Source organism: Calothrix sp. PCC 6303 (assembly GCF_000317435.1).
Lineage (GTDB): Bacteria > Cyanobacteriota > Cyanobacteriia > Cyanobacteriales > Nostocaceae > PCC-6303.
The window spans coordinates 149,908-165,113 of the sequence record NC_019751.1; the positions used below are offsets into that span (position 1 = coordinate 149,908).

The following is a 15,206-nucleotide window of genomic DNA, read 5'->3' on the forward strand; positions in this document are numbered from 1 at the left end:
TTTCAATACCAAATAAGCTCCTGGTGCTTCTTAAGTATGTTTTTAATTGACGAAGGCTTCAAGCGTAACATGTTTCTAAGTAGATTTGATTGTTTATCTGGGAAAGTTTGAGGAATAGGGGAATATATTTAGCCCACTTTATATATTTACTTACTTTGCCAATAGGCTGATCGTGGTTTATCAAAACTTCACTAATACTTTAATTGATATTTACGAACAAGCGCGTGATCTACGTTATTCCCTGTACACAAATCTGTATTTGAAGCCCGGTGAATCAAGCATTATTCCTGTAAATAACATACGTAAAAGTAAAAAATATTTGTGTAAACTTTTTCTCGGTCATACGGAGAAGTAGATGAAGATCTGATATTAGAGTGTTCCAACAAATAAATAATCCAAAATCTGTCATTGCGTAGCTTGCGAACCAAAAGTTGGAGGAACGACGTTGCTTACATCCCGCAGGGTAGCATAAGTCCGTTCGCTCTTGGCGTTCCCGCAGGGTAGCGGACACGCTCCGCGTTTCTTAAATGCCCTTTGGGCTATACGCATGGTCTACAATATCTTGGGATTGCCACGCTTCAATTGGTTACGTGAGACCTACGCGGACGCAATGACAACTGGGCATTTTTTTTACTTGGAGTACTCTTAGAATTGTAAGATTTGCTGATTAGAGTACTCAGATAACCGAGAATGCATAGATAAGCCAAAATTTCGAGTGATTTATTTAATATTGATCTCTTCTAACTTGTTCCAAATTGCCTTTGCTTATCCGGAGATGAAATTACAAAAGTCAGAGAATCATGACTTTAAATTATACTTAGTTGAGGAAGATTATTGATATATAGACAGCAAGGCAATAAACCCCAAAGATAATTCTCTTGGGGTAACAGGGTTATTTGTATACAGAGTGCTTACACCTTAACTTTTTGATCTAATTCCTCATCTGGTATTTTCGATTCTAAGGTTGCAGTTGGTGCAACAAGAATATCAGTACCATTAATAATGCCTCCGATTAATCCCAGTTCTGATTCAACCAGTTGATCAATAGCTTCACCGAATACGCTTTCTTGGGTATAGTTGGGTCGTGCGACCAAAATTATCCCATCACTATAGGGTTGGATTAATAAGGCATCATTAGACAAACCAAGGGGGTTGGCATCTAATATTACCAAATCAAAGCGTTCACGAGCATCCTCTAACAAGCGTCGCATTTCGCTAGATTCGATGATAGCGGCAGATTGGCGAACAGGTCCGGCGCTAGGAACGATGTATAAATTTTCAATATCAGGGACTAGGCGAATGCATTCACTGAAGCTACCGTAGTAACGCAGAGGTTCTATTGTGGCATCTGGGTTAATAGATACATTTAAAGACTTACAGCGCGAAGGCGATCGCAAGTCAGTTTCGATGACCAAAGTACGTTTACCAGCACGGGCAGAAGCGATTCCCAGGTTATAAGCACAGGTAGTTTTTCCTTCCGCAGCACCTGTACTAGTGATTAAAACTACCTTAAAGTTACGACCGCCAATTCTGCGTAGATTACTGCGGCATTTTTCGTAAAATTCCAGATAGGGCGATTCTGGAGAAAGTAACACCGGGATCATATCTTTTTCCAAATCATCCACAGGCATGAGGGGAAATTCACCCAAAATGGCAATTTCGCGTTGTTTCATGCTGTTTTGAATATCCTCTTTGGTTTTGAAGGTACCTTCGAGGGATCCCAGTAAAAATACTACACCACCACCAACAACCATACCAAAGAATACACCTGCACCAATAGTTGTGGGTACGCTTTTAGGTGGCTTAATACTAGCAGTAATTCTGGGTGGTCTAGCAATGCCCAAACTGCTGACAGTTTCCGCTTCAGCAGTTTTTGCATCAGTCAGTTTGAGTTGCATTTGATCAAAAACTGCTTTCTTCAAAGCTATGTTCTGTTCCAAACGCGATCGCTCTAATTGTTTATTGGGGATAACAGAATACTCTTGTCTTAATTTTGCCTCTTCCCTGACTTGGTTGCTAAATTGTTGAGCCAATGTTTCCCGTTGGGTTTGTAGTGCTACCAACTGGTTTGCTAATTGTTGTCTGGCTGGATCGAGGTTGCTACGTGCGCGCACACCACTTACAGAACTGGGTAAAGGGGCTGTATTCCCTCCACCACTAGCAATCTCTGCTGCTCTTTCATACAGTAACTTCTCAGCAGCATCTTTTTGCCGCTGGAATTGAATCATAGTTGGGTGTTCTGGGCGCAAATCACGTTTTAGAGGCTCTATTTGCGCTTCAATTTGGTAAATTTGACTCCGCAACTGAGCCATGATGGGGTCAGCACTTAAGGCAGAGGAAACATAGGCTTCATCGACATTCAACCCTAATTTATTTTGTAAACTGCGAATTTGGGCATCGATTCCCGACAACGTTTGTTGGATTTGCCGTTGTTGATTTTGACTGGAAGTAACTGCATTTAATAAGCTACCATTCTCCGCTGCCAAGATTGCTGGACGCTCCACCCTGTCGTACTGCTCTAGCTTTTTCTCGGCTGCTTCCAGTTCCTTTTTAGCTACGGGTATACGCTCATCAATTTTGCCGATAATTGACTTGAGTCGTCCAGTATTGCGATCGCTACTAAATTGAATTGCCGCTTCCATGAAAGTTTCTAAAGCTTCAGCAGCACGTTTTTTATCGCTATCTACAAATTTTAATTCAATTACCGATGAAGTTGGTGCTGCTCCAGGTGCGGGAGCAGCACCCGAAGGAACATCGATTTTTAACTGTATAACTACCTGTTGAGGTTGGAGTCTAATTTTTTTAGCAACTGCAACAATAATCGGCTCTGCTAGCAAATCTGCTTCGCTAATTGCCTGACCTTTTTGTTGAATTTCACTACCCAAAGTTGAAAATGAAATGGGAGGACCACTATAAGTTAAAGCTGCATCACCTAAATAGCTTGGTGGTGGTTCCGGTTGCACTGCCACCATAGTTGACCCCGCTACTACTAGAGCGAAGCTAGCTAATCCAATCCACTTATATTTTGCAAAAGCAATTAGATAACGCTTAACAATCGGTGGAGCCATAATTCACATGTATCAGAATAATAAGGGTGTAAAAATAAATATCGGAATTCAGAATGAATTGGTTAGTAGAGAAATTTGGATTTTCCCTACCTTTGTACATCTACCTATTTTGATTACTGTCGCTACCACCAAGGGTATCAAAGAAATTGAGGAAAGTACGTACGTCGTAAAAAGGTCGGGTGACTGTAGTTAACAAACCAGTAATCTTACCAAGTAGGTTTCGACCTACCACGATAACATCATTATCTTGAAGTGGCACATTCTGGGAGATGTCTCCTGATAATGCTTTTCTGGCATTTAGCCGCAGAGTTACAGCTCGACCACGCTCTGGGTCAAAACGGATCAAAGCTATATCCTGAAGGTTAGAATTAGCTACACTAACCCCCGCTAGTACATCTACAAAACTACTACCATTTGGTAACGATTGTACTACTATACCCCCTGCAACATAGTTGAGAACACGTACTTTAATTACAGGGGTTGCTAAAGAAGAACGTGCGACTAAAGTGCGATCATAGCTGTCATCATTGCCAACTTCTCGTCGTGTTAAGACCACAGCGTCACCATCTTGCAGACGCAAGTTGGGAACTGAGCCACCATTTTGCAGAGCAGCATACAGATCAATATTCTGAGTCATTAAAGTCCCATCAAGTAAGCGTCGTCGTACCTGTATCTGTCGCAAATCTGCCATTACAGTAGAACCACCTGCCAAGAGAAGCGCATCATTGATCCTAGGAGTTGATGGATTAAGAGAATAAATTCCCGGTTTAAACACTTCTCCGCTAATTGTTATTTGTACTTGTCGAGGGCTGGCAAGGGAAGCCGTGACAATTGGTTGAACTAATATATTCCTCAACTGTAAGCGAATTTTTTCTTGTGCTTCTTGAAGAGTTAAGCCCTGAACTGATACAGTACCGATTTGCGGTACTGCAATATTCCCTTCTGGATCTACCAATGTTTGAAAGGATGTATCTGGACGTAGCGTTGATAGTGATACCACCACTGTTGGTTCTACTACATAACGATTTAAAGCATTGCGAATTTTTTGCTGTGCTTCAGCTAATGTTAAATTCTGCAAACGTATAGTTCCCAGTAATGGGGCTGTAATATTACCTTCAGGATTAATTTGAGCTTGGAAACCCAAATCCGGAAAACGCTGAACAAAAACACTCACACTATCACCAGGTCCTAAGCGGTACTCACCGGGAGGACGTTGGATAGATAAATTAATTACATCACCCGGTCCTAGTAAATAGCGACCAAATTGTGGTGAAACTGCCCCACTGATGTTTGAGGGGGATAATTCAGAACTATCAGGAGGTAAAGATGGAGGTTGTTGTGATGGTATAATTGTGGACGATGGCGCTTGATCTGGGAGTTTTTCTTGAGTTGGGGGTGCTTGAGCTACAACAGATTGATGAAGTATCCCAGTAAAAACACTGAGATAAAGACCTGTGGTGCATAGGGCATTAAATAGGCGCATTTTGAAAAAAACTGTTGTCAACATCACTTTATTTAAAGCTGGTTTTAGTATTGATAATGCCACTGGGCAATTATACTTTCTGCAAAAAGAAAGTACCTCTTTTCTCTATAGAGATGATAAATAATATACTTATGTTTCCAGGTAGATCAGCACAACAATGTTTATAACAAACTTCTTGTCACACTGCACTTAAATCAGTTATCAGTTCTAGTGCCCCTATCTCCCCTACTTCCCCACCTCCCCTGCTCCCCTACTTCCCCACCTCCCCTATCTCCCCTATCTCCCCTGCCCCCCTACCTCCCCTGCTCCCAGTTCTATTATGGGTTTGACGATTCAATCTTTACCAAAGGAAGTTGTTCATTTAATTGCCGCTGGGGAGGTAATTGATTCGCTAGCTGCTGTTGTGCGGGAACTGGTGGAAAATTCCCTAGATGCGGGTGCTACTAGAATTGTGGTTTATTTGTCACCCGAACAATGGCGGGTGCGGGTAGCAGATAATGGTTGTGGGATGAATTATGATAATTTATTGCGGGCGGCAACTTCCCACAGTACGAGTAAAATTAGCAATTGTGATGATTTGTGGCGGATTCGCAGTTTGGGGTTTCGGGGTGAAGCGCTACATAGTTTAACAATGTTAGCAGATGTGGAAATCATGAGTCGTACTGCTGACTTGGAAATATGCGGATGGTGTGTTAGTTATGGTGTTGGGGGAGAAGTATTAGCTTCCCAAGCAACTGCGATCGCACCTGGTACAGTAGTTACTATCTCTGGTTTATTTGCCAATTTTCCCGCCAGAAGAGAAGGGATGCCAAGTCCCGCACAACAAGTTAAAGCTATCCAAGCAACAATTCAACAAATTGCCCTGTGTCACCCGCAAGTGGCTTGGCAAGTCTGGCAAAATGAACGCCTTTGGTTTAGTATTAGTCCAGCAACAACAATGGGGAGATTGTTACCTCAGTTTCTTTCCCAAGTTCGTCACCACGATTTACAGGAATTAGAGGTTAAGTTAAGCAATTCTGATGATACTTGTTTCCCTACTCTACATTTAGCTGCTGGATTACCAGATAGATGTCACCGTCATCGTCCCGATTGGGTGAGGTTGGCAGTAAATGGGAGAATGGTAAAATTGCCGGAGTTAGAACATACAATCTTGGCAGCATACCATCGCACCTTACCACGCGATCGCTTCCCGGTTTGCCTCCTACATTTACTTGTCCCCCCCGAACAAATCAACTGGAATCGTAACCCATCGAAAACAGAAGTTTATCTCCACGAACTCAAATATTGGCAAGAACAAATTACCCAAGCAATTGATAGAGTCCTACGTCTCAACCCCGAAAGTGTCAGCGACGATATCCACACCAGTCGCGTTAGTAAACTCATCAAAGTAGCTGAATCTGAAGGTTCTTACCAATTTAATCGCTCTATTCAACCTGATGAAAATCAATCCGAAGCAACTGCAAACTCAGAACAACTCAGTGCCAACTACTTAAAAGTAGTTGGTCAAGTTAATAACATGTATATAGTTGCCGAACATCCTGGAGGTCTGTGGTTGATTGAACAACATATCGCCCACGAGAGAGTTTTATATGAAAAAATCTGCGATGATTGGCAAATAACCACCGTAGAATCACCATTAATGATGTATCGCTTATCCGAAACGCAAGTATTACAACTTCAGCGAATTGGTTTAGATATTGAACCTTTTGGTGAAAATCTTTGGGCAATTCGCAGTATCCCAGCGATGTTACAACAGCGGGATGATTGCACAGAAGCGCTGTTAGAATTAAGTTTGGGGGGAGACTTACAAGCTGCACAGGTAGCAGTTGCTTGCCGCACTGCCATTCGCAACGGCACAGTCTTGAGTTTAGAAGAAATGCAAACTTTAGTCGATCAGTGGCAAAATACTCGTAACCCTCGCACCTGCCCCCATGGTAGACCCATTTATTTGGTGTTGGAAGAATCCTCTTTAGGGCGGTATTTTCGGCGAAGTTGGGTAATTGGCAAAAGTCACGGGATTTGAAACGTTGACTTTGATGTAATTTCGACTTTTTGTGTCATCGACTGGTTCCCAGGCTTTTCCTGGGAACCGAGATTTTACTCCGACACAAAACACGCTGCCTGTAGAGGCAGGGGACTTAAACCCGCAAAGTTGGTTAAAATCTTAAACCAACTCCACCCTGTACAGATAGCGCAGTGCCACCACCATCTCGATAGGCATCAAAAGCGATAATTGCATTACCAAAAATCACAGTATTACTATTGGGAACCATGTAATCGACTCCTGGTTGTAGGGCGAAGCTAATTTTGTTACCAACAGGTGAAGGGTCATCTCCCCCAGCTAAGACTATTCCAGCCCCTAAATAAGCGTCAGTTTGCCAATTGATGGGGATATCGTAGGAAACTGTGGGAACAACTGCTGTGCTTTGACCAACTAGGGCTTGAGCGCGAAAAGAAATTGGGGTTTCCAACAGTTTATATCGAGCAGCTAAAACCCCACCAACTTGGACACCATCACTTAATCCAACGGTGGGACCGATACCAACATAGCTACCGTAGGCAACTTGGGCTTGGGCTGATTGGTTTAATTGGGAAAAACCAAGTATGGAACTAGCGAGTAAAAATGATCCTAAATACTGTAGATGTTTCATAGTATGCTCCTCACAAGATGGTGGATTTTACAGAGATCAACTCAACTTTAAAGACAACGAGGGTGAATGGCTCCTTGTGTACAAATATAAGCTATCTGTTTGGCATCTAAGTTTTTGGATTGGCTAAAATCGACACCTTTGACGACGGCTGATTGTGAACCTAGTTGGGGTGTTTGGACGAATTGGTTAGCTTGATCTTGTCCACCAGGGAAGAAAATTGCTCCTTGAAAATCAACATTAGCAACGTTGGCACCTTGGAAGTCTGCGAGGGTGAGGTCGGCGTTTCGCAGGTTGGCACCTTCGAGATTAGCTGAACGTAAAATAGCACCTGTCAGACGGGCTGTACTGAGATTAGCGTTGGTAAGATTAACTCGGTCTAAATAGGAACCTGAAAGGTCTGCGGCTTGCCAATCGGTTTTGGTAAGATTGGCGTAGGAGAGTTGAGCACCGATAGCGATCGCTCGATTCAATCGTGCCCCATATAACTCGGCTTCGTTCAATTTTGCCTCTCCTAAATCGGCTCCTGTTAAGCTGGCATTTTCGAGGACAGCATTACGGAGATCGGCTCCCACCATTTGGGCACTACTGAGATTTGCTCCGATTAATCGAGAACCAGCTAAATTAGCTTTATTTAAGGTGGAACGACTCAAGTCACTTTTATTTAAAAGCACACGACTGAGGTTTGCTTCACTAAAATTGGCTTGCTTTAATTGTGCCTGACTCAAATCAGCGATCGCATCATCGAAAGTATCCCACAATCCATCGTCACCAGGTCCCCGGAAACGGCTATTTTTAAAGCTGGCTTGATCGAGGTTTGCCCCTTTAAAATTCACACCCCACAAGTCAACTCGGTCTAAGGATAAACTAAAGGTATTTTGCCCATCAATAGTTTGACCTAAACGAACACGTCTGAGGTCAACTTTTTTCATCTGATTGCTATTGACAGTGAGAATTTTATTAATTACTCGTTGATTTAGTTGTAATTGCTGCTGTAAAGTTTGGGTGCTGTTACCGGAATTGCTATTGCCTGTATCTAATGTGCTACCTAAGAGTTGATTTTGACGCTTTAAGTCGTCAATCGCACTTGTACCCACATTAACTAATGCTTGCTGAATAGTATTTAGTAGAATGGGATTGCTTTCCTGAGTTAGCAAACTCACTAAGTATTGAGTGGCTTGGGGATAATTCAGGGTACCTAATGCGATAATTGTACGTTGACGTTCTTCGACAGTTGTCGCTGAACTGGATTTTAGTCGCTGTTCAAGTTCGAGGAACTGTTTTTGATTACCTTGCTCAGATGTGCGACGATTTTCTTGGGTTTGGATATAAACTTGGGTTCCCACTAATGTCCCTAAAACAGCCCCCATACTTAATAATGCGATCGCAAATAAAGTAGAACTGGGATTTTGCCGCATCCACAGCAATAACCGTGACTCTTGCGGAGGTTCTTCCGGTGCCACAGGAGACATTACCACTGATTCAATAGCGGCTTCTTCATCCCCCTCATTCCATTCTTCCACCCCAACTTGACGTTGACGGGGTGGTGTAAAAGGCTTGTTAGCATCAATTGTATAGGTTCCTGCGAGGCGATCATGCCAAGCTCGTTTTCCTTTCCAGCGGGGGAAACCCAAGCTTTCACCCACCATCAAGGCACCTAATACCAGCGAAAACACACCCAAATTGGGAAACAAAGGACTGTAGCGCCATAATATATAAGCTGCCGAAACTGGAATACCCCAACGACCAACTCCTTCCCTAACTACAACTGGCAATAAACCCGGTGGTGTCCCTTGTTCAGAAACAACTCGCACACCAAACCATCTTTTAGGGGAAGTGCTACCAGTTTTAGCTAATAAATATAGTTGCCAACAGGATAAAGTCAGAGGTGCGATCGCTCCCACTGTCCATAAAATATTTGTCACCCATGCCACATTCCGAGTTCCGTAACTCACAGGTAACGCTAAAGGACGAGCCACTACTTTCTCCACTGTTCCCATTAAGGGATTAAGAGGGACTCGGTTCATGTCAGTGCGATTGACAAAAACCCCAATGCCAAAAGGTATTAATCCGCTCACAACTACCAGTGTAATTTCTGTTGCCCAGGCACCAAAGCGTCGAGTTGTCAAAGATGGCGGATTGCGTTTTCCTGACTCCTGAGAATGGTTAGATTGGCTAATATTTCTCCTAACAATTGGGGTTTTCATTCTGAGACTTTATCCTTTAATTTTATATTTTTGCCCATGGGCTTGTTTAAAATAAGCTACTGCTAATTTTCTTCACTACCCGATACCCAAATTTTGTATCCAAGGTACAGTAATACGAGTAATAATGCCACACTAATGATTGAAGCTACTAGTTTTAACATAGCTTGAGCGATGGCGTAACCAAATATTAGTCCTAACCCCCCAACAGCAAATTTTGTTCTAATAGGTAAGTTACCGAACCACATTAAAATTTTCCGCCAATACCAACTAAAATTTACGAAGTCAGAAGAAACTTCCTTAAGACTTTCTGGAGATATTTGTCCGGGAAAATGTTTCCTATATTCAGATGATGATTCTAAAATAGGAGTAGAGGGATCAACCCCTGTCTCAAAGCTTTTTGATTGATGTGGTTTGTCTTCGGAATAGAAACTCATTGCGACTGTACCTCTATACCTAGTAGATAATCGATAAAACCAAATTTTCAAGGTCATCGATTTTATCTGTGATTCTACTGAAATCTACATCAAAATGTATCGCTTTGATTGAATAAGTGAAAGGGGGGAGGCAATTAAGAAGCGAAGTTTATAGAAGAATAAGAGAACTCCACAAAAAAGATGATCCAATATTGTGGCATAGGCAGCGTTCGATGGTTCCTGAGCCTGTCGGAACGAAGTGTACCGGAGGTAAGGACTGAACGCTCACGCCAAAGTCTTGCCTGTTCTTCCATTAGTAGCAGGGAAGATGCCTGCACCACAATAAATTTGGGGATATGTTTTTATTTGGAAGTCTCTAATCTCAACTCTATATATTTGGCTGTTGAATAAGTTAGATTTCATACCTATGTAGTGGGATCTTTTAGCTACAAGACCTATAAATAAATGCTAATAAACCTCATCCGTGATCAAACCCGGAGTTTTTTGAGCAATTTAAATGTGTCAAACAGCAACGTAAAGTAAACGCGAAGTGGTTTGTCGTTCTCCAAAGGGGTTGCCGTTCACGTAGGCTAGACTAGCATCAGCCCGTAGGGCTGGCTATGCCTACTCAAGATCTTGATGGAAAACTACAGTTTTCAAGATAGACGAGGTTTAGCATTTTCAGAAGTTAATTTTCTAACAGTTATTAGTGTAATAACGGAACTAAAGATATTTGTCACCGTCAATCAACTTAATATATCTGTATAAATACGTCTTAAAAAAGCCGGAAACATCATTATTATGAAAGCTCAAATACTTAAAGTCATCCCTATAACATTGGCATCAATAAGTTTAATCCTTAGCCATATTAATCTAGCTAATGCCCAACAAGTAAAAATTGGTCAAAACCTCAAACCTGACCCTACCACTTTAACTGGTAAATCAGGTGGATCTAATAAAAGTAATTGCGGTAATATCAGTACAACTCCTAGCCAAGTATTGCAAGTTACAGAAGCATTACCTTACTTACGGTTGACGGTAGAAAGTGCCGGAAAACCCACATTATTAATAGATGGACCTGGTGGTCGTTTTTGTGTACTTGCAGATAACTACTCTGGTGGGAAGCCGGAGATATCCGGTTTTTGGCAAGCTGGAAATTACTCACTTTATATAGGTGAATTATCTCAAGCACAGTATAACTATACCCTTTCAATTTCGCAACAAAAAAAGTAGAAAAAAAGGCTTAGTTTTCTTCAAGCGATCGCGCTGGTACTTCAATGGCTGTAATATCAATGGTACCCTCTGGTGTGATGCGGTGAAAATGACCTTTTTCCACCGTTAGCTGTTCTCCACAATTGGGACATTGAAGGCTAGTATTATTCAAGCCTGTGATTTCAAATGTACAGGCTGGGCACTTATCAGTAATTAGATTTCGTTGTAACCACCAACGAAACCCCACAAACGCCAAAACTGGGGCTAAAAATAACAGCCCAACTATAATCAACAAAGAATTCACCAACCAACTTAATCCCACTGACCCCAACAGCCAAACGATGATAAACAGAGTCAGCCAAGGGCGAAGATTTGAAATGTAAAATTGCAGATTGTTAAAGTTCATCGTGAAAATTCTGATTGCTTTGCTTATTTTAGGATAACTATTTTTGTTCAAAGTCAATCAATCTTGAATCAGATATGGAGAAACAGAATTCTCGCGCTGAATTCTGCTTCCCATCTCCTAGCTATCTTTTCCTAGAGCACCAGTCCAGTAGAAGATATTGACAAATCAGGCAGAGTATGAATTATTAAAATTAGAAATTTCTTTATTATTAGTTTCAAACATACGAGCAAGAACGTGGAGATTATGAACAACAGCCATACGTCGAAGGTCAAAAAGGTTTTTGCGTAAGCCAATGTAGCGAGCTTTATCTCCTTGCCACTGACCAATATGAGCTAAACTATGCTCAACACTAACGCGCTCGCGGAGTTTCTCACGTCCACTCTGTGTAGTTTGACGTTCCCGTAGCTCTACAAGTAGAGACTCGTCAGGGTGAATAGAGATACTGCGACCTTGCTTACTCTCTGTACATTGAGAGCGTAAAGGACAGGTTTGACATTCGTGTTTGGGGAAGTGGACAACAGTCCCCTCATTAAAGGGTAAACTAACTCCATTGGGACAGCGAATGAAATGATTTTCCCAATCCAGAACAAAGGCATTTTTATCAAAAAAATTACCGTTGCGGACTTTCCATGCCTTGCAAATAATAGTCATATCAGGTGTGCGTTGTTTAACCCAATGACTAGCTAAATATGCACGGTCAATATGTAGCTCTTTGATGTCAAGAGTTGTTACGTTCTGGGCATTTAAGTCGAACTCAATTGCCATAGTTACAGATGCTTCTGGTTCGTTTGCTCTGGTAACACCAACAGCTCTTACCATTTGCAATTCTAAGTCTTTGAAAATATGACGTTTGTAACCATCAATTTTTTGGCTGCGACTTTTACGACCATGACGCATATCCTCATCCTCAATTGAAATGCGTCTATCTTTAGCAACACCTTTACGGAGCTTTGGGGAGCCATCAGATTTCTCCTCAACATCTTGTGATTCAATTTGCCTCGCATCTTCAATGCTCTTGTTGACTTGAGTGCTTGTTTTTTCATCCAAATCAGTTTTTTGTTTGACCCAAGACTCAACTGAGTCTAATGTTTGCAATATTGTAGATAGTGCAACATTACGAGCTTCCGGGTCATCCCAATCTAAATCTAAGGCAGCTTTCAGGCTCGTTCCCGTGATGATTTCTGCACCGATAGTCGCTGTAACGCCTGTAACACCAGAATCGTCCTGTTCATAATTCTGAGCTATTACGAATAATGCTTTCCTTAGTGCATGACCTAACAAATTATACGTGTCTTCCACACGTGCCGCTCCCCATAACGGGCTTGAATCTAAGGCTACTTTTAACGACTTCGGATTGTAACCTTCATGAAAATGTGCCATTTCAACTGTTTTCGCCACAATCCTCTGGTCAAGAGACTTTGACATCAAAAGCGCACGAAATCTAACTAGTGTCCCTTTGCCAAATGGAGCTTGTTCACAATCGAGACAATCTAAAACTAGCTGCCATCGCCTATCCATTTCAATCGCTTCTATTGCCTCGTCATCTGAAACCCCTGTATATGCTTGTAAAATTACTGCAAGTGCAAGTTGTGCTGGTGGTATTGGAGATAAACCAACACTACTGTCCTTGAATACCCTTGCTAACTCCGTTTGGAAGTCTGGGTCAAATAATTCGTGTCGTATTTGCCGCAAAAATACAAATAACTTTGCTTTGCGTATACGTTTCGCAACTTTTTCTTCTTTGCTTGACAGGGAGATTGGAGGTTCCCATATTAATGGACGCATAGTTTGCACTCCTCATACCTTATTCTCCTTATTCTCCTATAAATTAGCCTCTGCAAAAACTATGTATCTTGTCAACTACTTCTACTGGACTGGTGCTCTAGTAACTGTTGTTGTAAACGATTTTGGAAAGCGGGAAAACCGAAGTAGTTAATAGCTTGTTCCCGTAACCATTCCCCGTGACATCGTTGATCTTTGCCCGTAAGAATTTCGATACAAGCTTGACTTACAGCTTCCGGGTCACGATGGGGAACACGCCACCCTAGTTTACCATCTTGGAGGGGATCAGCAGAGCCATCAGCATCCCCAGAAAGAACAGGAATACCACAAGCCATTGCTTCTAAATAAACAATTCCAAAACCCTCTTGTGAAGGCATAATATAGGCATCAGCTAAACGGTAATGTTGGATTAACTCTTCAGTTGGGACAAAGCCTGCAAAGATAACGCGATCGCTTACTCCCATCTCCTCAGCTAATCGTGCTAATCTAGGCTGATCATCGCCACGACCCACAACCAAATACTTAACTTCAGGAAAATTTTTTAAAATTCGTGGCAATGCCCGAATCGTTACATCTACACCTTTGTATATATCACCAGACCATAAACGAGCAACAGTTACTAATACTTTCGCATCATCTAAGCCATAACGCTTTAATAATTCTGGTGATTTTGCACCAGGGGTAAAATATTCATGATCCACTGCACAGGGCAAAATTTGAATTTGATCAGGATTCAAATTATTTACAGCACAAGCAATATCGCGGGTATAACGACTAATTGTCCAAATTGCCTGTGCTTTTCCTAAACTTAATTTTGTCGGTATCGATAATTTTTCCCAAACTTCTTTACCATAGGTCATCACCGTATAGGGGATCCCCAAGGATTGACATAATAAGCTAATTAAGGGGGCTAAATTTACATGACCACAATATACATGTGTTGGTCGTTGAACCCATAGATATTTGAATAGGGCTATTGCCATTTTGAGCCGCGAAAATCCCAAAGATTGAGTTTTAAAATAATGAAATTTCAAACCCTCAGATGCATAGGGATTTTCACAATCTTCCGCATCTCGCAACAAAAATATATCGGCTGTACTTCCCTCTGGATAAGCTCTAAAAATATCTTTGATATAAGATTGGATTCCACCTTCTTTCGCAAATAGTTCTAAAAACACGAAACAATGGCGAATTTGAGGATGAATTTTTGCAGATGATTGCAAGTTAGTTCTGATTTGAATTGCTGACATCGTAATTTATCAAAATAAAGAGAAAATAATTAATATTATGAGGATGTTTAAAAAGTTTTGAGTCATGCATCAAAAACTTTTTAAACAACTTTCGAGGTAGATATAATCATCTTAAATTTGGATTCTATCTTTGAAGACAGAAAATATGCCTGATACAAAATATTTAATTCAGATCAACCTTGATTAGAATTTAAAAAATGATGAATATAGTAAATGCTACAAAAATATAAATTTAAACCGAATTTTACCCTGAGATTTTCACTAAAATAGAATCTTCCACAACATAGTTACTATCTATGGTTATGCACTTTGTTGTGAAAATCTTAACAAATTAACAGGAGTAACCCGAATGATATATTTACTGGACTGATTTAGTTTTTTTATACAAAACTGAATTTGTTAAGTTTGTTGTAAGAGGACTTCTATTCTCAGTTAGCCAAGTTTTGGGTTATTCACTGGCACCCCAGGAGTCCACCAAGGAAACTTTAAGGTCGTTGACTGGGTACATATCAGAATCAGCCAAAGACCCCTCCAAAATCAAATATGAGTCCCATATTGTAGAGGCATGATAAACTTATAGTACATATTGACTATCCTGACGAAAAAAAAATTATTTTCGTAATTCTTATCATTTGGTTAAATTTTCCTCACTGATTCCACAGGTTTTCCACAGGTAGTTAACGATTCTATTACTGCTGAGGCATTGCTTGGGGATTTAATTTTGTGATTAATGCTCA

Annotated in this window: 10 protein-coding genes; 2 read left to right on the plus strand and 8 right to left on the minus strand. The window is 41.2% G+C overall.

Features of this window, described 5'->3' with window-relative positions:
• Nucleotides 1-911 precede the first annotated feature (911 nt).
• A complete protein-coding gene (locus tag CAL6303_RS00635) occupies nt 912-3,068 on the minus strand; it encodes a GumC family protein (RefSeq protein WP_015195898.1) in 2,157 nt (718 codons plus the stop codon).
• A 100-nt stretch (nt 3,069-3,168) separates the two neighbouring features.
• Nucleotides 3,169-4,575: a polysaccharide biosynthesis/export family protein gene (locus CAL6303_RS00640; protein ID WP_015195899.1), complete on the minus strand. Its 1,407-nt coding sequence runs from the start codon at nt 4,573-4,575 to the stop codon at nt 3,169-3,171.
• A gap of 295 nt (nt 4,576-4,870) precedes the next feature.
• Here CAL6303_RS00640 and mutL point away from each other — a divergent pair, with 295 nt between their 5' ends.
• The gene (gene mutL, locus CAL6303_RS00645) at nt 4,871-6,574 is read left to right on the plus strand and encodes a DNA mismatch repair endonuclease MutL (protein ID WP_015195900.1); all 1,704 of its coding nucleotides are present in this window, start codon (nt 4,871-4,873) and stop codon (nt 6,572-6,574) included.
• Nucleotides 6,575-6,707: 133 nt separating this feature from the next.
• On the opposite strand, the gene CAL6303_RS00650 is transcribed toward mutL, so the two are convergent.
• The 3 genes from CAL6303_RS00650 to CAL6303_RS28275 all read right to left on the minus strand — a co-directional run bounded on the left by CAL6303_RS00650 (nt 6,708) and on the right by CAL6303_RS28275 (nt 9,840).
• The gene (locus CAL6303_RS00650; protein WP_015195901.1) at nt 6,708-7,202 is read right to left on the minus strand and encodes a hypothetical protein; all 495 of its coding nucleotides are present in this window, start codon (nt 7,200-7,202) and stop codon (nt 6,708-6,710) included.
• Between the two features lie 47 nt (nt 7,203-7,249).
• Nucleotides 7,250-9,406 carry a pentapeptide repeat-containing protein gene (locus CAL6303_RS00655; RefSeq protein ID WP_015195902.1) on the minus strand — a complete coding sequence of 719 codons (2,157 nt, stop codon included), beginning with the start codon at nt 9,404-9,406 and terminating at the stop codon, nt 7,250-7,252.
• A gap of 62 nt (nt 9,407-9,468) precedes the next feature.
• The gene (locus tag CAL6303_RS28275) at nt 9,469-9,840 is read right to left on the minus strand and encodes a hypothetical protein (protein WP_015195903.1); all 372 of its coding nucleotides are present in this window, start codon (nt 9,838-9,840) and stop codon (nt 9,469-9,471) included.
• 780 nt (nt 9,841-10,620) lie between these two features.
• On the opposite strand from CAL6303_RS28275, the gene CAL6303_RS00665 reads away from it, so the two are divergent.
• Entirely contained in the window at nt 10,621-11,052 is a 432-nt protein-coding gene (locus CAL6303_RS00665) for a hypothetical protein (RefSeq protein ID WP_015195904.1), read from the plus strand.
• Between the two features lie 10 nt (nt 11,053-11,062).
• On the opposite strand, the gene CAL6303_RS00670 is transcribed toward CAL6303_RS00665, so the two are convergent.
• The 3 genes from CAL6303_RS00670 to CAL6303_RS00680 all read right to left on the minus strand — a co-directional run bounded on the left by CAL6303_RS00670 (nt 11,063) and on the right by CAL6303_RS00680 (nt 14,469).
• Nucleotides 11,063-11,437 (minus strand): hypothetical protein, encoded by a 375-nt coding sequence (locus CAL6303_RS00670; protein ID WP_015195905.1) that lies wholly within the window; start codon nt 11,435-11,437, stop codon nt 11,063-11,065.
• A 165-nt stretch (nt 11,438-11,602) separates the two neighbouring features.
• Nucleotides 11,603-13,222, minus strand: a complete 1,620-nt coding sequence (locus CAL6303_RS00675; protein ID WP_015195906.1) for an IS1182 family transposase — start codon at nt 13,220-13,222, stop codon at nt 11,603-11,605.
• Between the two features lie 71 nt (nt 13,223-13,293).
• Entirely contained in the window at nt 13,294-14,469 is a 1,176-nt protein-coding gene (locus CAL6303_RS00680; protein WP_015195907.1) for a glycosyltransferase family 4 protein, read from the minus strand.
• Nucleotides 14,470-15,206 lie beyond the last annotated feature (737 nt).